The sequence below is a fragment of the uncultured Citricoccus sp. genome, from assembly GCF_937871995.1.
GTDB lineage: Bacteria > Actinomycetota > Actinomycetes > Actinomycetales > Micrococcaceae > Citricoccus.
On the sequence record NZ_CALMQR010000138.1, the window covers coordinates 16,676 to 36,533 of the forward strand.

A 19,858-nucleotide genomic window follows, 5' to 3' on the forward strand; every position below is an offset into this window, starting at 1 on the left:
TGATCCCAGAAACGGCGCCGAAGCCCCGGAAGAATCGAAACCCGCCATCACCTCCTCGAATTCCCGCACCAGCCCATCCTCGACCCTGCCCACGGGGGAGGAGATCGTCCAGAACCTGCCGTGGCGATGGAACACCCAGGGCCGGGTCTTCATCGTCGGCGGCCTGGGATTCATGTTCGATGCCTGGGACGTCTCCCTCAACGGAGTGCTGATCCCGCTGCTGCGCGAGGAATGGGCCCTCAGCGCCGGCCAGGCCGCGTGGATCGGCACCGCGAACCTGATCGGCATGGCCCTGGGTGCCTTCGTGTGGGGCACCGTCGCGGACCGGATCGGGCGCAAGAAGGCATTCGCGGCCACGCTGCTGGTCTTCTCGGTCTTCACCCTCGCCGGTGCCCTGACCGGCGGTATCGGCTGGTTCGTGCTGTTCCGGTTCCTGGCCGGATTCGGTCTGGGCGGCTGCATCCCCGTCGACTACGCCCTGGTCGGGGAATTCACCCCGCGCAGGCACCGGGGCACCGTGCTGACCGCCATGGACGGCTGGTGGCCGATCGGGGCGGCCGGCTGCGGCTTCCTGTCCGCCTGGCTGGTCGCCACGTGGGGTGACTGGAGGCTGCCCCTGCTCGTGATGATCCTGCCCGCGCTGCTGGTGTTCCTCGTCCGGTTGATGGTCCCCGAGTCCCCCCTGTTCCTCATCCAGCAGGGCCGCGAGGCCGATGCACGCAAGGTGATCGACGACATGGTCCGGCGCACCGGCGAGCCCGCGCGCGAGTACGTGCTGCCGCCCGTGCCGAAGCCGAAACCGCTGACCGTGGGCGCCCTGGGCGAACAGCTGGCCTCGCTGTGGCGGTACTCCGCCAAGGTCACCCTCGTGTCCTGGGCGCTGTTCTTCACCATCATGCTCGTCTACTACATCGCACTGCAGTGGCTGCCGACCTTCCTCATCGACGCCGGTTACGAGCAGGCCCGGGCGTTCATCATGACCGGCGCCATGGCCGCCGTCGGGCTGCTGGGCGTGATCGTGGCCGCCTGGCTGGTGGAGAAGACCGGCCGCAAGTGGCTGCTGGCGGTCACCGCCGTGGCGTCCTCGTTCCTGATGGCCGGGCTGGCCGCGCTGCTGGACGTGCCCGCCGCCGTGCTGCCCCTCGTGCTGTCCTTCGGGTTCGTGGTCCAGGTCGCGATCCCCGTGCTCTACACCTACGTCTCGGAGCTCTACCCCACCGAGCTGCGCGGATCCGGCTTCGGCTGGGCCTCGGCCGTGTCCCGGATCGCCGCCGGAGTGGGCCCGCTGGTCTTCGTCGCCTGGCTGGTCCCGGTCATGGGCCTGGTCTGGTCCTTCGTGGTGACCGGCGTGCTGGTGGTGGCGGCGGTCGTGTTGATGATGGCCATGGCCCCGGAGACCAGGGGCCGCGAGCTGGAGGTCACGGAGGCCGCCTGAGCTCCGCCCCCTGGACGGTCTTCCCGCCGCCGTGCGGGCAGGACCGATGCGTCACACCTCGGGGGCAGACCCGGCCGGTGGTGATGGCCCGCACAGCGGGGTGACGGGTAGAGGTTGATAGATCAATCTCATGTGGGCGTGGCGTCGCTCGGGGAACCCCCGGTGGACACCTGGCCGTGGCCTCGGGGAAACCCGCATCGCAGAGGGTGGACCAGTCCGGCCGAGCCGCGGCCGGGCTCCATCACACCACCCAGGAGGGGTCCTGATGAACCACCAGCAGAGGAAGCGTGCCCGGCTGACCGCCGGCACCCTCGCCATCGTCGCCGCCGCCACCCTCGGCGCGAGCGCCGCGACGGCCGCGCCGTCGTCGTCCACCGGGGCCGGGCAGGCCCCCGCCCAGAGCCCCGCCCAGCAGGACGGGGCGGACTGGCAGGAGACCGCGTACCGCGGCGAGGTCGAGGTCGTCCGCAACGGCCGGACCGACCGCGAGACCGTTTCCGGCGCCGTCTTCGACGACAAGGACCGGGACTCGAACCAGGACGCCGGCGAGCCGGGTGTGCCCGGGGTGAAGGTCTCCAACGGCCGCGAGGTCGTCACCACGGACGGCCAGGGCCGCTACGAGCTGCCGGTCGAGGACAACATGACCGTGTTCGTCACCCAGCCGCGCGGTTACCAGGTCCCCGTGGACGAGGACAACGTGGCCCAGTTCTCCTACAACCACCTGCCCGAGGGCTCCCCGGAGCTGAGGTTCGGCGGCATCGACCCGACCGGCGCCGTTCCGGCCGCCCTGAATTTCCCGCTCGCCCAGAGCGGGCTGACCCAGGATCCCGAGCAGTCCTGCGTCATCGGTGGTGACGTCCAGACCTACACCGAGCAGGAGGTGGAGTTCGCCCGCGCCGGCGTGTTCTCCGACCTCGCCGCGCGGACGGACTACGCCGGCTGCGGTGCCCTGTTCATCGGCGACGTGGTCGGCGACGACCTCTCCCTGTACCCGAAGACCCGCGAGCTGGCCTCCATGCTCAACGGCCCCGCCCGCTTCCTGCCGGGCAACCACGACATGGACTTCGACGCCACCGAGCGCGAGCACTCCACGGACACCTTCCGGGCGAACCTGGGAGCGCACTACTACTCCTACGACGCGGGCAAGGCCCACGTGGTGGCCCTGAGCACCGTGGACTTCCCCGTGAAGGAGAACGCCCGCCCGGGTGACTACAACGGCAGCATCGACGCCCGCCAGATGGAGTGGCTGCGCAACGACATCGAGAACACCCCGGAGAACAAGGTCATCGTGCTCGCCGGCCACGTCCCGCTGCTCGACTTCGCCGATGAGAGCAGCAAGAAGCACCAGATCGACCAGGTCAAGGAGGTCTACGAGATCCTCGAGGGCCGCGAGGTCGTCACCCTGGGCGGCCACACCCACTCCCTGGAGAACCTGCGGGCGGGTGACTCGATGAAGGGCTGGAAGGACCTGTTCGGCGTGGACGAGCTGCCGTTCACCCACATCACCGCCGGCGCCATCTCCGGCGACTGGTACAACGGCCGGCTGCTCGAGGGCGGTTACCCCGAGGCCGTGCAGCGTGACGGCGCCATGCCCGGCGTCCTGACCCTGGACCTCAAGAACACCGAGGTCACCGAGCGCTTCACCGTCCGCGGTGCCGACGAGGACGAGCAGATGTCCCTGTCCGTGAACACCCCGCGCTACCGCGCCTGGTTCGAGCAGTACAAGGGCCAGCGCGGCAAGGCCCCGGCCTTCGAGAACCCGCTGCAGGTCTCCCGCGCGGACCTCGCGGACACCACGTGGCTGACCACCAACTTCTGGATAGGCTCCACCGGCTCGGCCGTCGAGGTCTCGATCGACGGTGGCGAGGCCACCCAGGCCACCCGCACCCAGCCCCTCGAGGGCGAGGGCGCGCTCGTGGGCGCGGAGTACTCCGACCCGGCCGCGGTCCAGCAGCAGCTCGTCCACGGCGGATCGCTCGCGGACCGCTCGATGCACCTGTGGCAGTTCGAGCTGCCGGAGGACCTGGCGGCCGGCGAGCACACCGCCGAGGTGACCGCCACGGACGTGCACGGTCGGGCGTTCACCGAGGAGATCACCTTCGAGGTGACGGAGTGATGCCCACGCGGGCCCTGGCGGCCTGAGGCCATCCTGCCGGAACCGGAGTCCCGGCGATCCTGAGGAGAACCCGTGATCCTCACGGAGTCACGTCCTGATCGCCGGGACTTCCCCGTCCTGCCGGGCTGTCTGCCGTTCGTGCCGCGATAGCGTGAGGGCACCAGACCACGGAGTCCGACGAGGAGCGAGCCATGGCGGAACGGATGATCCAGGCGGGCGGCGTCGAGCTCTGCACCGAGGCCTTCGGCGACCGGGCGGACCCGCCCCTGCTGCTCGTCATGGGCCTGGGCGCCTCAATGCTCTGGTGGGACGAGGGCTTCTGCCGCCTGCTCGCCGACGGTGGACGCTTCGTCATCCGCTACGACCACCGGGACACCGGTCGCTCGGCGGCCTACCCACCCGGCCACCCCGGGTACACGGGTCAGGACCTGGTGGACGACGCCGTCGGTGTCCTCGACGCCTACGGGCTCCCGGCCGCCCACGTAGTCGGCCTCTCCGCGGGTGGCGGGCTGGCTCAGCTGCTCGCCCTCGACCACCCGGCCCGTGTGCTCTCCCTGGTCCTGATCAGCACCAGCCCCGCGGTGCCCGGGGAGCGCCGGCTGCCGCCTCCGACCCGAGATGTCCTGGACTTCGCCTCCACGGTGGACGTCGACTGGTCCGACCCCGCGTCCGTCGCCGACTACCTCGTCGGGTACGAGCGGATGCTCACCGGCCCCGACCGCCCGGTCGACGTGGCCGCGGTGAAGGGTCTCGTGGCCCGTGACGTCGCCCGTTCCCGGGACATCCGGACGATCCAGAACCACGACCTGCTGGAGGACGAGGAGCGCCCCCTGGGGCCGCTGTCCTCGATCACCGCCCCCACGCTGGTCATCCATGGCGGTGCCGATCCGCTCTTCCCGCCCGCCCACGGGAGGGCCCTGGCCGAGGAGATCCCGGAGGCCCGTCTCCTGCTGCTCGAGGCGGCCGGCCATGGTCTGCAGCGGACGGACTGGCAGATCGTGGCCCGCTCGATCCTGGAGCACACCGCGGCCGACCGGTGACCCCCTCACCCCCGACGCCGCAGGAACTCCCGGAACGTCATCGGCGCCGTCCCGGTGACCGCCTCGACGTCCCCGCTGACCACGTCCAGCTCACCCCGGGCGATCGCCGTATAGGTCGACACCCAGGCATCGGCCTGCCACGACGGCGGGTTCCACGCCCGGCGGGACGCGTACGCCTCCTCCACCGTCTCGTCGTGGAAGCGCACCTCGGTACCCTCCACCTCGGAGGTGATCCGGGCGACCTCGTCGAAGGCCAGGGTCTCCGGCCCGGTGAGGCGATAGGTCCGCCCCGCGTGCCGGGCGGGGTCCTGGAGGACGTGCGCGGCGGTGCGGGCGACGTCCTCGTGCGCGACGAAGGCGCACCTCCCGTGTCCGGCCGGACCCCGGATGACGCCGTCCTCGCCCACCACCGCGCGGGCCATGTCCATGTAGAAGCTGTCCTGCAGGAACGTGTACGCCATGCCCGAGGCGACGATGTCCCCCTCGGTCGCCGCGTGCGTCTTCGCCAGGGTGAAGGTCGCCTCCGGGCTCGCCCCCAGGAAGGAGGTGTAGACCACGTGCCGCACCCCGGCCCGCGCCGCGGCCGCGACGAACGCCTCGTGCTCGGCCCGGCGGTGCTCGGACTCCGAGGCGGAGACCATGAACAGCACGTCCACGCCGGTCAGGGCCCTCGTGGCGGCCCCGGTGTCCGCGTAGGGGGCCACGTGCACGGTGGCCCCCGGCAGCCCGGGCGCCCGCGAGGGGTCCCGCACCAGCAGTCGCAGCGGGATCCCGGCGCCGGCCAGCAGCCGGGCGACGCGGCCGCCGAGCTGCCCGGTGGCACCGGTGACGGCGATGGTGGGGTCTGACATGGACGGCTCCCGGACAGAGTCGCCGCACGGGCACGGCGAGAACGAATTCCCCATGGTATTCCCCGCCGGTGCCTCCGCCCATCCTCCTGAGCGCTTCACGAGGGGCCCGGGGACGTCGCGGCGGTGCTCCCGGCAGGCCGTGCGGTGTAGGACCATGGACGCCATGGACATCCGCGACGAACGGCTCAGCATCCCCGCCGGTGAGGAGACCGTCACCGCCGCCTACGCCCGCCCCTGCTCCCCCACTGCCACCGTGGTGGTCGCGCACGGCGCCGGGGCCGGCATGGACCACCCCTTCCTCACCGGGTTCACCGGCGCCCTCAACGACGCCGGCGTGGCCACCTGGCGCTTCAACTTCCCCTACGCGGAGGCCGGGAAGAAGTTCCCCGACCGCGCCCCCAAGGCCGTCGCCACTTGGCGCGCGGTGATGGCGGCGGCCCGCGAGCGCGCCGGGGGTGCTCCGGTCTGGGCAGCCAGCAAGTCCTTCGGCGGCAGGATGGCCTCGATGGCCGTCGCCGAGGGCATGGAAACCGCGGGGCTGGTCTTCCTGGGCTACCCGCTGCACCCACCGGGCAGACCGGAGAAGCTGCGGGACGAGCACCTCTACGGGCTCACGCTGCCCATGCTCTTCCTGCAGGGCTCCCGGGACGCGTTCGCCCTGCCCGGCGAGCTGGAACCGGTGGCCGGGCGCATCGGGGACCATGCCGTCGTGCGCCGGGTGGCGAACGCCGACCACTCCTTCACGGTGCCGCGGGACCGGCGCAACCAGGAGCAGACCGGGGCGGGCCTGGCCCCCGCGGTGCTCGAGTTCATCGCCGGCGGCGCGTAGGGCCTACCGGACGCGCGGCAGGCGCATCAGCGCCTCGAGCGGGCCCACCTCGAACCGGCGGGTCCACAGCCAGGCGAAGAGCAGGGACGCCAGGCACAGCACGGCGGTGACCGCGTAACCGCCGGCCAGCGAGCCGGGTCCGGGCCGGACGAACACGGCCAGGGCCAGCAGGTGGCCCACGTAGACGGTCAGGGACAGCCGCCCCATGGCGGCCAGCGCCGGTGTCCATCGGGCCAGGAAGCGCTCCGCCGCCAGGCACGCACCGAGGATGCACAGTGCCGCACCGGTGCTCGAGATGAGCCACAGCGGCATCTGGGAGTGCCCGGTCACGGACACCAGCCGGTCCCAGCCGACCGTCCGCCCGGGCTCTCCGACCAGCAGGACCAGCAACCGGGAGAAGGCGTAGGCCCCGACGGCGGCCACCGCACCGCCCACCAGGAACATGCGCTGAAGCCGTCCGTCCCGCAGGTCCAGCCGGCCGAGCACCATCCCGAGCAGGAACGGCGCCACCCACACGACGGCGGGGTAGGACCCGGAGAACAGGATGTCGTCCAGGATCTCCGGCGGGGGGTCCACGAGGGTGGGTTCCTTGATGGTGAAGGCATCCGTGCCGTGCCGCACGGCCACCCAGAGGATCGGGCCCGCCACGAGGAAGGTGGCGGACAGGGCGGCCAGCAGCCACGTCGGAGCCCTCAGCAGCGGCAGGCACACGATGAACAGCAGACCGTAGAGCGGCAGGATGACGCTGGCCTCATGGCCGGCCATCTGCAGGGCCAGCCCGCCCACGAGCAGCAGGGCTGCCCGCCACACCACGGTCTGCCACGGCAGGGGACCAGCTAACGGCCCTCGCGAGGAACGCGTGAGGATGGACATCCCCACGCCGGCCAGCAGCATGAACAGCACGGAGGACCGTCCCAGCGGGAGGTCGTAGAGCGTGCCGAACAGGCCGCCCTCACCCCGGGGGCCGACGTTGACGGCGATCATCCCGATGATCGCCAGTGCCCGCGCCACGTCCAGGCCGACCACGCGGCCGGCCCTCGGGGCAGGCTCACCGGTACCGGCCGGGGGTCGTTCGGCCGGCCGGTCGTCGTCGGATTGCTGGAAGGAGGATGGGACGGCGCCCATGAGGGTCATCCTTCACCCTGTGGGGCCGCGACGTCGGCGATCTCCACGTCGGCCTCCCGGCGGCTGTCGGTGGCCCCGGTGACCTCACCGGTGGCGTAGTCGATCTCCAGGGCCTGCACCGAACCGAAGATCGCCTGTTCCCGCTCGGTGCGCTGGAGCTCCCACTTCCGCTCCTCGATGAGCCGGGCGAGGTCCCCGGACGGTTCCTGCTCCACGGCCAGCACGCCGTCCTGGAGGTGGTACCGCGGGGCGTCGACGGCCTCCTGCAGCGGGGCGTCCTGCAGCGCCCAGGCCACGAGGACCCCGGAGAGGATGTTGGGGATCTGGTGCCCGCCCGGACTGCCGAGCCCGAGCACGGGACGGCCCTCGTCGTCGAGCACCATGCTGGGGGCGGACCAGCTCACGGACTTGCGCCCGGGCTCGGGCCTGTTCGCCGGGGACGCCTCGCTCTCGAAGCGGGAGAGCTGGTTGTTGAGGAAGAACCCGCCCACGGAGGCGGACTCACTGCCGCCCCAGAAGCTCGTCAGGGTGTTGGTCATGGAGACGGTGAACCCGGACCGGTCCACGACCGTCAGGTGGGTCGTGTTGCCCGCGGTCACCACGCCGGTGGCCGTCACCGGTCGAACGCCGTCGTCGGCTCCGGTGGCCCCGGCACCGGTCCCGCCGGCCAGCAGGCCCACGCGGTCGGCGATGCCGGCGTTGCGTGCCGGATCCGTGAGCTGGTCGACCGGGACATCCACGAAGTCGGGATCCCCGAGGAAGTGGGTGACCGATCCCTCGGCCGCGATCCATGCCTCGGCCAACCGGTCCACGTAGCCGGCCGTCCCCGGTTCGTGCTCGCCGACCCCCAGGGCCTCGGCGACCTGGAGCTGCTGGACGAGGGCGGCGCCGGGCAGGGGCGGGGCGGCCGAGAGGACCTCGTAGTCCCCGAACTCCCCGCTGACCGGCTCCACCTGCTCGGGCTCGTAGGCCGCGAGGGACGCGGCGTCGAGCCCGTCGACCTCGCTGAGCCGATCCGCGATGCTGCCGGTGTAGAACGCCTCGGGCCCCTGGTCGGCGATCGTGGTCATGGTCCGGGCCAGGTCCTCCTGCACCAGCGTCTCCCCCGCGGCCAGCGGTTCACCGGAGGCGGAGTGATAGTGCTCCAGGCCCTCGATGGAGGCCGGGCCGAAGTCCGAGCGCATCCGCTGGGCCAGGAAGTCGGAGACGGGGAAGCCCTCCCGCGCCAGGCCGATCGCCGGCTGCAGCAACTGCTCCCACTCCAGCGTCCCGTGGTCGGCATGGATCTGCGCGAGCCCCGCGACGAGTCCCGGGACGCCGGTGCCGGAATCCGGGATCCGCCCGTCCTGCGCCACCACCTCGCGGTAGTCATAGCTCGTGGCCTCCTCGCCCGGGGCCGCCAGGAGGGCCGAGCCACCCCCGCCGATACCCGAGGCGTAGGGCTCCACCACGGCCACGGCGAAGGCCACGGCCACGGCGGCGTCCGCGGCGTTGCCGCCCTCGTCCAGGACCTGCATCCCCGCCTCGACGGCCTCCGGGTGCGCGGCGGAGACGCCGTACTGGTCCAGCTGGGCGGCCGCGCCTGCCGGGGACGTGCGCGGTTCCGCGCTCGCGGAGGGACTGGGGCGCGCGCTGTCACCGGCGGACGACGACGGCGCAGCCGGGGACGACGTTCCGGGCGCCGGTGCGGAGGTCGGCGCCTGGCAGGCGGACAGGGTCAGTACGGCCGCCAGCAGCGGCACGGCACCGAGGGCCGGTTGCTTCTTCATGGGCTCCTTGGGGACGACAGGTCGCCAGTGAAGATCACGGTGCGATCACGACGACAGCCTTCATCGACTATCCCACACTGCGGCCCCCGCCGTCCGGCTCCGAACGGCGGTGGCCCCCGCGTCCGCAGCCCGTTCCCGGTCCGGCGACCGGCCCGGCCGCCGGCCCGGCCGCCGGCCCGGTCCGGCCTGCGCAGGGTTCTCTGCTCCGGCGCACAGTCCCCGCCAAGGTTCGGCCCGTACCGTCGAAGGCGTCACAAGGTGCGAGTGATGATGACAGAAGGCCCCGGCAGTCCCCTCAGCCGGGGCCTTCGCCTTGCCCGGTCCACGGCCTACGCTGTGTCCATGACCGGCACCGACAGCCCCGCAGTCCCTGGTCCCCCCGGATCCGCCGACGTCGACGCGTACATCGACGGGTTCCCCGAGCTGGCCCGTGCCCTGTTGAGGGAACTGCGGGACCTGGCCCGGGCCGTGGTGCCCGAAGCCACCGAGACGCTGAAGTGGAACGAGCCGGCCTACGTCCACCCGCACGGGACCATCCTGTTCCAGTTCTCCGGCCACAAGGCCCACGCCAACATGACCTTCACGCCCAGCGTTCGCGAGGCCTTCGAGGACGAGCTGGTCAACTTCGAGACGGGCAAGGGCTCGGTGAAGCTCTTCTACGGCCAGCCGGCGCCGCACGACCTGCTCGAGCGGATGATGCTGGCCCGGGTGCGCGAGTACGAGGACGAGGGCGTCACCTGGATGTAGCCGGGCCTCTCGCCCCCGGGACCCGCGCCCCTAGACTGCCCCCATGCCCGATCCCACAGACCTCCCCGATCCCGGCGTGCCCACCGCCGTCCTCTTCGTCGACCTGCAGGAGGGCTTCTTCGAGTTCCCCGACCTGCAGGACACCCGCGCCCTGCTGGTCGAGGAGTCGAACTGGCTCGCCGCCCAGGCCCACGCCGGCGGACACGCGGTGTTCGTGGTCAACACGGTGCACCAGGAGGACAAGTCCACCTGGACGCTGAAGATGCTCGAGGACGACCAGGGCTTCAACTTCGAGGGCAGCTGGCAGGCCAGCCTGCTCGACGGGCTGGACCTGGAACCGGCCCGGCACCTGGTCAAGACGCGGGACAGCGCGTTCTTCGGCACCGACCTGGTGGAGCAGCTGCGTGAGGCTGGCGTCCATCGGCTCGTGCTGGCCGGCGTCACCGCGGAGTCCTGCGTCTCAGCCACCGGCCGGGACGCCTTCGCCCACGACTTCGAGGTCGTCTACGCCCGGCAGGCCATCGCCTCCTCCGACGCGGAGCGCGGCTGGACGGACCTGGAGAACGTCAGCGCGGACTTCCGCCAGACGATCCTGAACCGTCCCGAGGTTCAGCGGCTGCTGACCGCGAAGTAGTCCTCCGGCCGTTTCCCGGCGGCGAGCTCCCCGAGCACCGCGAGCAGCAGGTGCCGTTCCTGGACCTTGATCCGCTCGTGCAGGATTTCCTCGGTGTCCGTGGCGAGCACCGGCACGGCGGCCTGGGCCAGGATCGGGCCGGTGTCCACGCCGGCATCGGCGATGTGCACGGTGCACCCGGTGACCTTGACCCCGTACCGGAGGGCGTCCCGGACCCCGTGGGCGCCCGGGAAGGCCGGCAGCAGGGCCGGATGGGTGTTGAGGTACCGTCCGCCGAAGGCCTCCAGGAACTCCTCGCCGACGATCCGCATGAAGCCGGAGGAGAGCACGTAGTCCGGCGCGTACGACGCCGTCTGGGCGGTCAGCGCGTGGTTCCAGGCCGCCCGGTCGGGGAACCGCGCGAAGTCCACCACGAACGTCTCGATCCCGGCGGCCGAGGCGCGGGCCAGCCCGCCGGCGTCGGGACGGTCCGCCCCCACTGCGGCGATCTCCACGTCCAATCGGCCGGCCACGACGGCGTCGATCACCGATTGCAGATTGGTGCCGGATCCGGAGACGAGGGCCACGATGCGCATGGCTTCCATCGTAGGTCCACGTAGGGTGAACCCATGATCTCCTACAGATCAGTCACCAAGCGCTTCGCCGACGGCACCGTCGCGGTCCAGGACTTCAGCCTCGACGTCCCCCGCGGCACCCTGACCGTCCTGGCGGGGTCCTCGGGCTGCGGCAAGACGACCCTCATGCGCATGGTCAACCGGATGGTCGACCCCTCCTCCGGGCAGGTGCTCGTGGACGGTGAGGACGTGGCCGGCCGGGACCCGGTCGCCCTGCGCCGGCGCATCGGGTACGTCATGCAGAACTCGGGACTGCTGCCCCACCGCACCGTCGCCCAGAACATCGCCACCGTCCCGCGTCTCAACGGCGTGGACCGCCGCGCGGCCCGGCGGCGCACCGGGGAGATGATGGAACTCGTCGGCCTGGACGCGAAGCTGGCCGACCGCTACCCGGCGCAGCTCTCCGGCGGCCAGCAACAGCGCGTGGGCGTGGCCCGCGGCCTGGCCGCCGACCCGGACATCCTCCTGATGGACGAGCCCTTCGGGGCCGTGGACCCGCTCGTGCGCTCCGAGCTGCAACGCCAGCTGCGCCAGCTGCACGGCCAGATCGGCACCACCATCCTGTTCGTCACCCATGACATGGACGAGGCCCTGGCCCTCGGCGACCAGATCGTGCTGCTGCGCGCGGGCGCGGACATCGCCCAGCAGGGCACCCCGAGGGAATTCGTCGCCGAGCCCGCCAACGACTTCGTGCGGACCTTCCTCGGGCTGGACCGCGGCCAGCGCACCCTGCACCGCGAGCGCGCCGCGGACGGCTCGATCGTGGTGGTGGACGCCCACGGCCGGCCCGCCGGGGTGCTCGCGGAACCGGACGGCCGGCCCGACGACGGCGCGCGCCCGGGTGCCATGGCCGACGGCGGGCCCCGGCCGGGAACCCAGGACGCGCCGGGCGCATGAACTGGGTCCTGGACAACCTGCCGCTGATCGCGGACCGGACGTGGGCGCACCTGGCCACGTCCCTGCCGGCCATCCTGGCCGCGCTGGTGATCTCCGTCCCGCTGGGCTGGCTGGCCCACCGCTACCGGGTCCTGAACGGCCCCGTGCTGACCGGCGCCGGGCTGATGTACGCGATCCCGTCCCTGCCGCTGTTCATCGTGCTGCCGGTGCTGATCGGCACCGGCGTGCGGGACGTGGTGAACGTGGTCGTGGCCCTGACCCTGTACGGGGTGGCGCTGCTGGTGCGCAGCGTGGCCGACGGGCTGGACGGGGTGCCGCCGGAGGCCCGCAGTGCCGCCGTGGCCCTGGGCTATCCGCCGCTGCGCCGGTTCCTGACCGTGGACCTGCCCCTGGCCGGCCCGGTGATCCTGTCCGGGCTGCGAGTGGTGGCCGTCTCCACGGTGTCCCTGTGCACGGTGGGGGCCGTCCTGGGCATCCCGTCGCTCGGGCTGCTGTTCACGGACGGGTTCCAGCGCGGGATCCTGGCGGAGATCCTCACCGGGATCGTGCTGACCGTGGTGCTCGCGCTGGCCCTGGACCGGTTGCTCGTGGCGCTGGGCCGGTTGGCCATGCCCTGGACGCGTGCGGAGGTGGGGGCATGAACCAGTTGTGGGAGGCCGTGCTCTGGTGCCTGGACCCCGCGCAGTGGACGGGGCCGTCCGGGATCGCCGCGCGGTCCCTGGAGCACCTCGGCTACACGCTGCTGGCCGTGGTGATCGCCGCCGCCATCGCCGTGCCGATCGGCTGGTGGGTGGGCCACACGGGCAGGGGGCGCGGAGCCGCCGTCGCGCTCTCCGGGGCCGCCCGCGCCCTGCCGACCCTCGGGGTGCTCACCCTGACCGCGCTGCTGCTGGGCATCGGGCTGGCGGGGCCGATGACGGCCTTCGTCATCCTGGCCGTCCCGTCCATCCTGGCCGCCGCCTATGCCGGCTTCGAGGCCGTGGACCGCCGGGTAATCGACGCCGCCCGGGCCCAGGGGTACACCGGCGCCCAGGTGCTCTGGCAGATCGAGGTGCCCCTGGGGCTGCCGGTGCTGGTCGGCGGGCTGCGCTCGGCAGCACTGCAGGTGGTGGCCACCGCCACCCTGGCCGCCTACGTCGGCGCCGGCGGACTGGGCCGCTACCTGTTCCTGGGCCTGAAGACCCAGGACTACGCCATGATGCTCGGCTCCTCCCTGCTCGTCGTCGCCCTCGCCCTCGTCCTGGACGGGGTGTTCGCCCTGGCCGGACGCGCCGCCGTCCCACGTGGGGTGACAGTGGCGCGCCGCGGGGTCAACGCGTAGGTTTCAGAACAGCGCCCGTCTCCGGAAGAGGATCCCCATGAAGAAGCCCACCCGCCGTTCCGCCCTGGCCCTGGCCGCCGTCGCCGCCCTCGCCCTGACCGGCTGCGGCAGCTCCGACCCGCTCGGCGGCCAGGACACCGCCTCCGGCTCACCGTCGGCCACGGGGGGCACGGGCGGGAGCGGGGACGCCCTGGTCATCGGCTCCCAGCAGTACTACTCGAACGAGATCATCGCCGAGCTCTACGCCCAGGCCCTCGAGGCCGAGGGCTACACGGTGGAGCGGGACTACCAGATCGGCCAGCGCGAGGTGTACCTGCCGGAGGTCGAGTCCGGGGCCATCGACGTCATGCCCGAATACGGCGGGAACCTGCTCCAGTACTACGACGCCGAGGCCACGGCCACCTCGCCGGAGGACATCCAGGCCGCGCTGGCCGAGGTGCTGCCCCAGGGGCTGCGCCCGCTGGAACCGGCCGAGGCCACGGACCAGGACTCCTACAACGTCACCCGCGCGTTCGCCGAGAAGCACTCCCTGACGTCCCTGGCGGACCTGAAGAACGTGGACGAGCCGCTGAAGGTGGCCGCCAACTCCGAGTTCGAGACCCGTCCCTACGGTCCTGCCGGACTCAAGGAGGCCTACGGGGTGGACGTGACCGTGGTGCCCGTGGAGGACTCGGGCGGCCCGCTGACCGTCAAGGCCCTGGTGGACGGGGACGTCCAGCTCGCCGACATCTACTCGGCCGACCCCTCGATCGCGGCCGAGGACCTGGTGACCCTGGAGGACCCGGAGAACCTGATCCTGCCGCAGAACGTCACCCCGATCGCCTCCGAGGCCGTGGACGAGGAGGCCGCCGCGATCATCGAGAAGGTCAATGCGAAGCTCACCCCGGAGGCGCTGATCGGCCTCAACCGGGAGTCCGTCGAGAAGGAGGCCTCCAGCGAGGACATCGCGCAGGCCTGGCTGGCCGGTCAGGGGCTGTCCTGACACCCCAGTAGGCTGGAGCGGTGAGCCAGACCGCGCCCGGAGCATCGACCGACACCGAACTGACGCGGTACCGCTCGCTGCGCACCGCCCTGGTCTGGCTGGCGGGGATGCTGCTGCTGACATACCTGGCCTCCGTCCTGACCCTGCCGTGGAAGGCCGCCTCCCTGGTCTTCGCCGTCACCGGCATCGTCTTCGGCGTCCTCGCCCTCATCCGCACCGCCCGGATCCCCTCGCCGTGGCTCCTGCGCGTGGGCGCGGTGGCGGGCATGGCCGGCTGCGCCCTCTTCGGGTTCGTCACCGCCTCCCAGGTCGTGTTCTGGGACGCCACCACGCGGTTCGAGGACTGCACCGCCGGCGCGATCACCGAGCGGGCGCTGGAGCGGTGCAGCCAGGAGTACACCGAGCAACTGGCCGGGTTCACCGGTCCGGTCGGCGCCCGGTAACGGGTACGTACCGGCCCGGATCACCCGGACGCGGGTGGTGAGGGGGCACGGTGGGTGGCCTCGAGGGCCACGGCGACCACGTGCCGGAGGTCATGGTGCGCGCCGAAGGCCTCGCGCTGGAGGTGCGCGCCGGTGCCCTGCCGCAGGACCCGGGCCACGACGGCCTCGACCGTCCCCTCCTCCCCGTACTCGACCAGTACGGGCCGGACGCCGTCCAGCAGCCGGCCGAGGACGTCCGCCGCCGGCGCGGGAGTCCCCGTGGCCGGGTCGATCAGCCGGCCCGCGACACCCGAACGGCTGGCCAGCCAGGTCCACACTCCCAGCTCCGAGGCGGGGACCTCGGGAGCCGGCCGGCGTGGCTCCCTGAGGGCGGTCTCCACCAGGGCCCTGACCAGCGCGGCGATCACGGCCGCCACGGCCTGGTCCGTGCAGACGTCGGCGATGCGCACCTCGAGCGTGGGGTAGCGCTCGCTGGGGCGGGCGTCGTAGTAGATCATGCCGGCGTCCAGGGGGACCTGCGTTGCCAGCAGCCGGTCCCGGTGCCGGTCATAACCGGCGGCCGAGCCGAACACCTCCGGCGGACCGCTCACGGGCCATCGGGACATCACCCGGTGGCGGTAGGAGGCGTAACCGGTGTCCACTCCCTGCCAGTACGGGGAGTTGGCGCTGAGCGCCAGCAGGGGGGCGAGCCAGACACGGATCCGGTCGAGGGCGGTCACGGCCTCGTCCCGGGAGGAGACGCCCACGTGGACGTGCAGGCCGTTGGTGAGGTTCTCCAGGGCCATCACCCCGAACTCCCTGCCGATCCGCTGGTAGCGCGCCTTCGGCGTCAGGTGGAGGCTGGTGCCGTCCGGGGCCGTGCCCAGCGCCGCGACCCGTCCGCCGGCCCGTACGGCGGCCTCCTCGGCGAGGGCCCGCCCGGCCCGGATGGCCGCGAACTGTCCGGTCAGGGTGGTCTGCGGCGGGTTGTCGACCTCGATCTGTTCCTGCTGCAGCTCCATCGTCACCCGGTGGCCGGAGGAGGTCTCCTCGGACCGCGGACCCGCCACCGCCTCCCCGGCGGGCAGCGGTTCCAGGGACGGAACCGCCACCAGCAGGAACTCCTCCTCCACACCGAACGTGCGCATCTACCGCCACCTCGCCTCGTCGAAGGCTCCCAGCATGGCAGACGCGGCGTTCCGGCGTGAGCCGGAGCACCCTCGCCGGGGAGGGTCAGGCCGGCGGACTGCTCAGGCCGACTGCCCGATCGCCCCCTGGTTGGCGGTGTGCGAGACCTCGATGCGGCGGGGCTTGGCCTCCTCGGCCACGGGGATCTGCAGCGTCAGCACACCGTCCGTGTACGAGGCGTCGATCCTGTCCGTCGCCAGCCCCTCGCCGAGTGTCAGCTGCCGCGCGAAGGTCCCGGTGGTGCGTTCCCGGGCGAGCCACTGGATCTGGCCCGTCTCCTCGTCCTGCCGGTCGGCGCGGATGGTCAGCGTCCGCCCCTCGAGGTCGACGTCGATCGACCTGGGGTCCACACCCGGCAGGTCCATCTTCAGCACGAAGTGGTCCTCACTCCGGTACAGGTCCATCGGCATCGCCTGTGTCCGCACCGATGATGTCATCTGTCCGAAGACGCCGTTCAGCACCCGGTCGATCTCGCGCAGGGGATCAACATGGTTGGCCACAGAAATCACCTCCATACGGTGACCGGACCCGGGCCTTCCGGGCCGGCGGGCCGTGGCTACGGCCTCGGCAATTATTTAGCACTCTTGGCCGGAGAGTGCCAGAGCCGGGTGCCTAGTCCTCCTCGGGCTCGCGGGTCATCCCGGCGTCCGTGCCGTCATCGAACCCGTCGGCGTCGTCCGCCTCGTCGTGCCACGCGTCCGGCAGCACGAAGCGGTCCCGCTCCCACCACGGGGACACCAGGTAGCCGATCATCGCCCCCAGGCCCACGAGGACGCCGAGCAGGCCGGCGGCGGCCCAGGGATTCGGGCCCAGGCCGGTCATCCGGCCCACCCCCAGGGACCCCCCGGAGACGGCGAACGGGAGCAGGGACAACAGGGCGGTCGCCAGGGCCACCAGCAGGCCCAGCACCAGGGTGGAGGCGGTCAGCGAGGCCCAGCGGGACTCGATCCGCACGGCCAGCCACTCGTCGAAGTGGTTCTCCCCCTCCCGCAGCAGCCACCAGCCGGCCATGAATCCGCCGACCACCGGCACGAGCAGGAACAGCCAGGACCAGGCCGGGTCCAGGCCCACCGGCACGGCGGTCAGCACCGGGATGGCCGGCTGCGGACCGACCGCGGTCATCAGCGGGGAGACGGCGGACCCCTCCCCCAGGAAGAACCCGGCCCCCGTGGTCCAGGCCAGCGTCCACATCGCCAGGTTGGGCATGATCCCGAGCTGCACCGCGGTCAGGGTGGCCCCGCCCCAGATGCCGGCGTCCACCTGCTGGTACACCTGGGCGATGTCCGCCCAGCTCAGGGCGACCTGCACGGACAGCAGGACCGAGGCCAGGGCGAAGGAGACCATCAGGCCCACGAACCCGGCCCGCACCAGTGACCACGCGTAGGACCCGGCCCAGCGGGACGCCTGTGACCAGGTGGCGATGCGCTCGGCCGCGTCGACCCCGATCAGCCGCTCCCACGAACCGGCCTCCTTCCGGGCCCCGGTCAGCAGGGCGACCACCATCAGCGCCGTGGGGATCAACGTCCCCAGGAACGGATTGATGGCCACCGACTCGCTCGGCACCAGCAACGAGGTGCCCAGGCAGAAGAGGGCGTAGGCACCGGCCCCACCGGCGAGGGGCTGCCAGATCTGGTCCCGGTAGGACGCACGCGCCAGCCGCCTCCCGGCCCGCCAGCCCAGGGCCAGCGGGATCAGGACCAGGCCCCAGGGCAGGAACCAGAACGTGCCCGTCAGCGTGTCCGCGCTGCTCGTCGGGGACTCCAGGGTCAGGTGCAGCGGCACGCCCTGCAGCGCCAGCCAGGCCTGGCCGCCGAGCCGGGCGATGAAGTCCACCTGGGTGGCGGCGAAGCCGGCCATGGACCAGATGCCCACCAGGGGCACCACGACGAGGATGGCGGAGACCACCGCGGCGATCAGGGTCTCGATCACCCCCTGGACCCAGAGGGGCAGGGGCAGCGGCTTCAGGGCGCGGGGAGTGCGAGGATTCATGTCACCGTCCATGGTGCCACCCGGCCCGGGGGCCGGACGGCAGCGGCGCGGCCCGGCACCGCCCGTCGCCCCACGCGGCGGCATACCGACTGTTCACCCGCCCGCCACCTGGCTGCCACCGCGCCGAGTCACCGCTGACAGGGACGGACCATAGCGTCCGGGAGCGTGAGAGTCGTCATCGTCGCCGAATCGTTCCTGCCCCACATGAACGGTGTCACCCACTCGATCCTGCAGGTGATCCGCCACCTGCGCTCCCGCGGCGACGAGGTCCTGGTGATCGCCCCGTCCTCGTCGTGGATGGACGACGAGGCCCCCGCCAAGGTCGAGGGATATCCGGTCCACCGGGTGCCCTCCATCCCCCTGAGGGGATACACGAACGTCCGGGTGGCCGCCGGGACCGTCAACCGGGTCCGTCGCGTCATCGCGGACTTCGCGCCCGACGTCGTCCACATCGCCTCCCCGTTCATCCTGGGCTGGCGCGCGGTGCAGGCCGCCAACGCCCTCGGGGTGCCGAGCGTGTGCGTCTACCAGACCGAGGTGCCCAACTACGCGGCGCGCTACGGGTTCCCGTGGTTGGAGGAGGTCCTCTGGCAGCACGTGGAACGCATCCACGACCACGCCACCCTCACGGTGGCCCCCTCGAGCTTCTGCGTGGACCAGCTGCACGCCCGCGGGATCCAGCGGGTGCACCTGTGGCGACGGGGCGTGGACACCGCCCGGTTTCACCCCGCCCGGCGGGACGAGGCGCTGCGGGCCGAGCTGGCCCCGAACGGCGAGCGGCTCATCGGCTTCGTCGGCCGGCTGGCCTCGGAGAAGCAGGTGGAGGACCTGGCCGTGCTCAGCGACCTGCCGGGCACCCGCCTGGTGATCGTCGGCTCCGGCCCGCTGAAGGGCGCCCTGGCCCGCCAGCTGCCCGGGGCGCACTTCGCCGGGTTCCAGGGCGGAGAGGACCTGGCCCGGCACATGGCCAGCCTCGACCTGTTCGTGCATCCCGGGGAGTCGGAGACCTTCTGCCAGACGATCCAGGAGGCCATGGCCTCCGGCGTCCCGGTGGTCGCGGTGGGACGCGGCGGTCCGCTGGACCTGGTGGACCCCTCCCGCACCGGGTGGCTGTACCGGCCGGGTGACCTGGCCGGGCTGCGGGACCGGGTCCGGGACCTGGTCTATGACGACATCAAGCGCGCCGCGTTCGCCGAGGCCGCGCACCAGGCCGTGCAGGGCCGGACCTGGCCCGTCCTGTGCGAGCAGCTGGTCGGTTACTACGAGCGTGCCGTCCGGGTCCGGGGCCGGCAGAACGACGTGTTCGTGCGCACCTACCTGGAGCAGTCCGCCGGCTGGGACGGCTGGCTGGTCCAACGGTGACCGGCCCGGGGACCGGTCCCGGGGTGGGGGCGCCCGCCGGGCCCCCATCGTCATCCTTTCCGGCCCTGCCCAACCGGCCGGTACAGTAGTCCCGGCCTGTCCCTACCGGGGGATGCCCTCCTGATGAGGGGACGCCACTGAGGAAAGCGAGGACGGACATGGAGCCTGGTCTGGAGAAACTGCGGGACGAGGTCTTTCGCCGCAACCCCGGCGAAAGCGAGTTCCACCAGGCCGTCACCGAGGTGTTCGAAGCCCTCGGGCCGGTCGTCAACCGCCATCCCGAATACGTCGAGTCCGGGATCCTGCGCCGCATGTGCGAACCGGAGCGCCAGATCATCTTCCGCGTGCCGTGGGTGGATGACAACGGGCACGTGCAGATCAACCGTGGCTTCCGCGTGGAGTTCAACTCCGCCCTGGGGCCGTACAAGGGCGGACTGCGGTTCCACCCCTCGGTCTACCTGGGCATCATCAAGTTCCTGGGCTTCGAGCAGATCTTCAAGAACGCCCTGACCGGCATGCCGATCGGCGGTGGCAAGG

20 protein-coding genes are annotated in these 19,858 nt (G+C 72.1%); 13 read left to right on the forward strand and 7 right to left on the reverse strand.

The annotated features are described in order from the left end of the window. Positions 1 to 46 precede the first annotated feature (46 nt). The 3 genes from Q0283_RS16225 (at position 47) to Q0283_RS16235 (ending at position 4,591) form a co-directional block, all read left to right on the forward strand. Positions 47 to 1,435, forward strand: coding sequence for an MFS transporter (locus tag Q0283_RS16225; RefSeq protein WP_298045637.1), 1,389 nt, complete (start codon positions 47 to 49; stop codon positions 1,433 to 1,435). 265 nt (positions 1,436 to 1,700) lie between these two features. After that, positions 1,701 to 3,551, forward strand: coding sequence for a calcineurin-like phosphoesterase family protein (locus tag Q0283_RS16230; RefSeq protein ID WP_298045617.1), 1,851 nt, complete (start codon positions 1,701 to 1,703; stop codon positions 3,549 to 3,551). Between the two features lie 191 nt (positions 3,552 to 3,742). Further along, the gene (locus Q0283_RS16235; protein ID WP_298045619.1) at positions 3,743 to 4,591 is read left to right on the forward strand and encodes an alpha/beta fold hydrolase; all 849 of its coding nucleotides are present in this window, start codon (positions 3,743 to 3,745) and stop codon (positions 4,589 to 4,591) included. 5 nt (positions 4,592 to 4,596) lie between these two features. On the opposite strand, the gene Q0283_RS16240 is transcribed toward Q0283_RS16235, so the two are convergent. Further along, positions 4,597 to 5,442, reverse strand: coding sequence for an SDR family oxidoreductase (locus Q0283_RS16240; RefSeq protein WP_298045621.1), 846 nt, complete (start codon positions 5,440 to 5,442; stop codon positions 4,597 to 4,599). Between the two features lie 163 nt (positions 5,443 to 5,605). Here Q0283_RS16240 and Q0283_RS16245 point away from each other — a divergent pair, with 163 nt between their 5' ends. Further along, positions 5,606 to 6,271, forward strand: a complete 666-nt coding sequence (locus Q0283_RS16245) for an alpha/beta family hydrolase (protein ID WP_298045639.1) — start codon at positions 5,606 to 5,608, stop codon at positions 6,269 to 6,271. 3 nt (positions 6,272 to 6,274) lie between these two features. On the opposite strand, the gene Q0283_RS16250 is transcribed toward Q0283_RS16245, so the two are convergent. Further along, the gene (locus Q0283_RS16250; protein ID WP_298045623.1) at positions 6,275 to 7,396 is read right to left on the reverse strand and encodes a DUF418 domain-containing protein; all 1,122 of its coding nucleotides are present in this window, start codon (positions 7,394 to 7,396) and stop codon (positions 6,275 to 6,277) included. A gap of 5 nt (positions 7,397 to 7,401) precedes the next feature. Then, positions 7,402 to 9,165, reverse strand: coding sequence for a gamma-glutamyltransferase family protein (locus tag Q0283_RS16255; RefSeq protein WP_298045625.1), 1,764 nt, complete (start codon positions 9,163 to 9,165; stop codon positions 7,402 to 7,404). Between the two features lie 342 nt (positions 9,166 to 9,507). Between Q0283_RS16255 and Q0283_RS16260 the strand changes: the two genes are divergently transcribed. Both Q0283_RS16260 and Q0283_RS16265 read left to right on the forward strand, forming a co-directional pair. Further along, a complete protein-coding gene (locus tag Q0283_RS16260; protein ID WP_221243329.1) occupies positions 9,508 to 9,912 on the forward strand; it encodes an iron chaperone in 405 nt (134 codons plus the stop codon). Positions 9,913 to 9,955: 43 nt separating this feature from the next. Continuing rightward, positions 9,956 to 10,546, forward strand: a complete 591-nt coding sequence (locus Q0283_RS16265; protein WP_183523456.1) for an isochorismatase family cysteine hydrolase — start codon at positions 9,956 to 9,958, stop codon at positions 10,544 to 10,546. On the opposite strand, the gene purN is transcribed toward Q0283_RS16265, so the two are convergent. Next, the gene (gene purN / locus Q0283_RS16270) at positions 10,522 to 11,121 is read right to left on the reverse strand and encodes a phosphoribosylglycinamide formyltransferase (RefSeq protein WP_183523455.1); all 600 of its coding nucleotides are present in this window, start codon (positions 11,119 to 11,121) and stop codon (positions 10,522 to 10,524) included. The genes Q0283_RS16265 and purN overlap by 25 nt on opposite strands. Before the next feature lie 33 nt (positions 11,122 to 11,154). Between purN and Q0283_RS16275 the strand changes: the two genes are divergently transcribed. Genes Q0283_RS16275 through Q0283_RS16295 form a run of 5 tightly spaced genes read left to right on the forward strand, consistent with a single transcriptional unit; the run spans position 11,155 to position 14,803 of the window. After that, positions 11,155 to 12,057, forward strand: a complete 903-nt coding sequence (locus tag Q0283_RS16275) for an ABC transporter ATP-binding protein (RefSeq protein ID WP_183523454.1) — start codon at positions 11,155 to 11,157, stop codon at positions 12,055 to 12,057. Beyond that, positions 12,054 to 12,698, forward strand: coding sequence for an ABC transporter permease (locus Q0283_RS16280; RefSeq protein WP_183523453.1), 645 nt, complete (start codon positions 12,054 to 12,056; stop codon positions 12,696 to 12,698). Before Q0283_RS16275 ends, Q0283_RS16280 begins: the two co-directional genes overlap by 4 nt. Further along, complete coding sequence (locus Q0283_RS16285; RefSeq protein WP_183523452.1) at positions 12,695 to 13,378, forward strand: ABC transporter permease; 684 nt, start codon at positions 12,695 to 12,697, stop codon at positions 13,376 to 13,378. The genes Q0283_RS16280 and Q0283_RS16285 overlap by 4 nt, the downstream gene beginning before the upstream one ends. A 37-nt stretch (positions 13,379 to 13,415) precedes the next feature. Beyond that, positions 13,416 to 14,360 carry an ABC transporter substrate-binding protein gene (locus Q0283_RS16290; protein WP_183523451.1) on the forward strand — a complete coding sequence of 315 codons (945 nt, stop codon included), beginning with the start codon at positions 13,416 to 13,418 and terminating at the stop codon, positions 14,358 to 14,360. A gap of 20 nt (positions 14,361 to 14,380) precedes the next feature. Further along, positions 14,381 to 14,803, forward strand: coding sequence for a hypothetical protein (locus Q0283_RS16295; protein ID WP_183523450.1), 423 nt, complete (start codon positions 14,381 to 14,383; stop codon positions 14,801 to 14,803). A gap of 20 nt (positions 14,804 to 14,823) precedes the next feature. Here Q0283_RS16295 and Q0283_RS16300 read toward each other — a convergent pair whose 3' ends face one another. From Q0283_RS16300 to Q0283_RS16310, 3 genes are all read right to left on the reverse strand, one after another. Continuing rightward, on the reverse strand, positions 14,824 to 15,930 hold the full coding sequence (locus Q0283_RS16300; RefSeq protein WP_183523449.1) for a glutamate--cysteine ligase: 1,107 nt from the start codon (positions 15,928 to 15,930) through the stop codon (positions 14,824 to 14,826). A gap of 102 nt (positions 15,931 to 16,032) precedes the next feature. Further along, a complete protein-coding gene (locus Q0283_RS16305) occupies positions 16,033 to 16,470 on the reverse strand; it encodes an Hsp20/alpha crystallin family protein (protein WP_183528112.1) in 438 nt (145 codons plus the stop codon). Between the two features lie 112 nt (positions 16,471 to 16,582). Continuing rightward, complete coding sequence (locus Q0283_RS16310) at positions 16,583 to 17,959, reverse strand: DUF6350 family protein (protein WP_298045632.1); 1,377 nt, start codon at positions 17,957 to 17,959, stop codon at positions 16,583 to 16,585. Between the two features lie 165 nt (positions 17,960 to 18,124). Between Q0283_RS16310 and Q0283_RS16315 the strand changes: the two genes are divergently transcribed. Together Q0283_RS16315 and Q0283_RS16320 are read left to right on the forward strand one after the other, a co-directional pair. Continuing rightward, the gene (locus Q0283_RS16315; protein WP_298045634.1) at positions 18,125 to 19,321 is read left to right on the forward strand and encodes a glycosyltransferase family 1 protein; all 1,197 of its coding nucleotides are present in this window, start codon (positions 18,125 to 18,127) and stop codon (positions 19,319 to 19,321) included. A 158-nt stretch (positions 19,322 to 19,479) separates the two neighbouring features. Then, positions 19,480 to 19,858 (forward strand): Glu/Leu/Phe/Val dehydrogenase dimerization domain-containing protein (locus Q0283_RS16320; protein ID WP_298045635.1); only part of this gene is annotated, 379 nt, incomplete at its 3' end.

Excerpts from the sequence above, each read along its gene's own strand:
- Q0283_RS16230 (WP_298045617.1), top strand. The coding sequence starts at position 1,701 with ATGAACCACCAGCAGAGGAAGCGTGCCCGGCTGACCGCCGGCACCCTC.
- Q0283_RS16235 (WP_298045619.1), top strand. The coding sequence starts at position 3,743 with ATGGCGGAACGGATGATCCAGGCGGGCGGCGTCGAGCTCTGCACCGAG.
- Q0283_RS16240 (WP_298045621.1), bottom strand. The coding sequence starts at position 5,442 with ATGTCAGACCCCACCATCGCCGTCACCGGTGCCACCGGGCAGCTCGGC.
- Q0283_RS16245 (WP_298045639.1), top strand. The coding sequence starts at position 5,606 with ATGGACATCCGCGACGAACGGCTCAGCATCCCCGCCGGTGAGGAGACC.
- Q0283_RS16250 (WP_298045623.1), bottom strand. The coding sequence starts at position 7,396 with ATGGGCGCCGTCCCATCCTCCTTCCAGCAATCCGACGACGACCGGCCG.
- Q0283_RS16255 (WP_298045625.1), bottom strand. The coding sequence starts at position 9,165 with ATGAAGAAGCAACCGGCCCTCGGTGCCGTGCCGCTGCTGGCGGCCGTA.
- Q0283_RS16260 (WP_221243329.1), top strand. The coding sequence starts at position 9,508 with ATGACCGGCACCGACAGCCCCGCAGTCCCTGGTCCCCCCGGATCCGCC.
- Q0283_RS16265 (WP_183523456.1), top strand. The coding sequence starts at position 9,956 with ATGCCCGATCCCACAGACCTCCCCGATCCCGGCGTGCCCACCGCCGTC.
- purN (WP_183523455.1), bottom strand. The coding sequence starts at position 11,121 with ATGCGCATCGTGGCCCTCGTCTCCGGATCCGGCACCAATCTGCAATCG.
- Q0283_RS16275 (WP_183523454.1), top strand. The coding sequence starts at position 11,155 with ATGATCTCCTACAGATCAGTCACCAAGCGCTTCGCCGACGGCACCGTC.
- Q0283_RS16280 (WP_183523453.1), top strand. The coding sequence starts at position 12,054 with ATGAACTGGGTCCTGGACAACCTGCCGCTGATCGCGGACCGGACGTGG.
- Q0283_RS16285 (WP_183523452.1), top strand. The coding sequence starts at position 12,695 with ATGAACCAGTTGTGGGAGGCCGTGCTCTGGTGCCTGGACCCCGCGCAG.
- Q0283_RS16290 (WP_183523451.1), top strand. The coding sequence starts at position 13,416 with ATGAAGAAGCCCACCCGCCGTTCCGCCCTGGCCCTGGCCGCCGTCGCC.
- Q0283_RS16300 (WP_183523449.1), bottom strand. The coding sequence starts at position 15,930 with ATGCGCACGTTCGGTGTGGAGGAGGAGTTCCTGCTGGTGGCGGTTCCG.
- Q0283_RS16310 (WP_298045632.1), bottom strand. The coding sequence starts at position 17,959 with ATGAATCCTCGCACTCCCCGCGCCCTGAAGCCGCTGCCCCTGCCCCTC.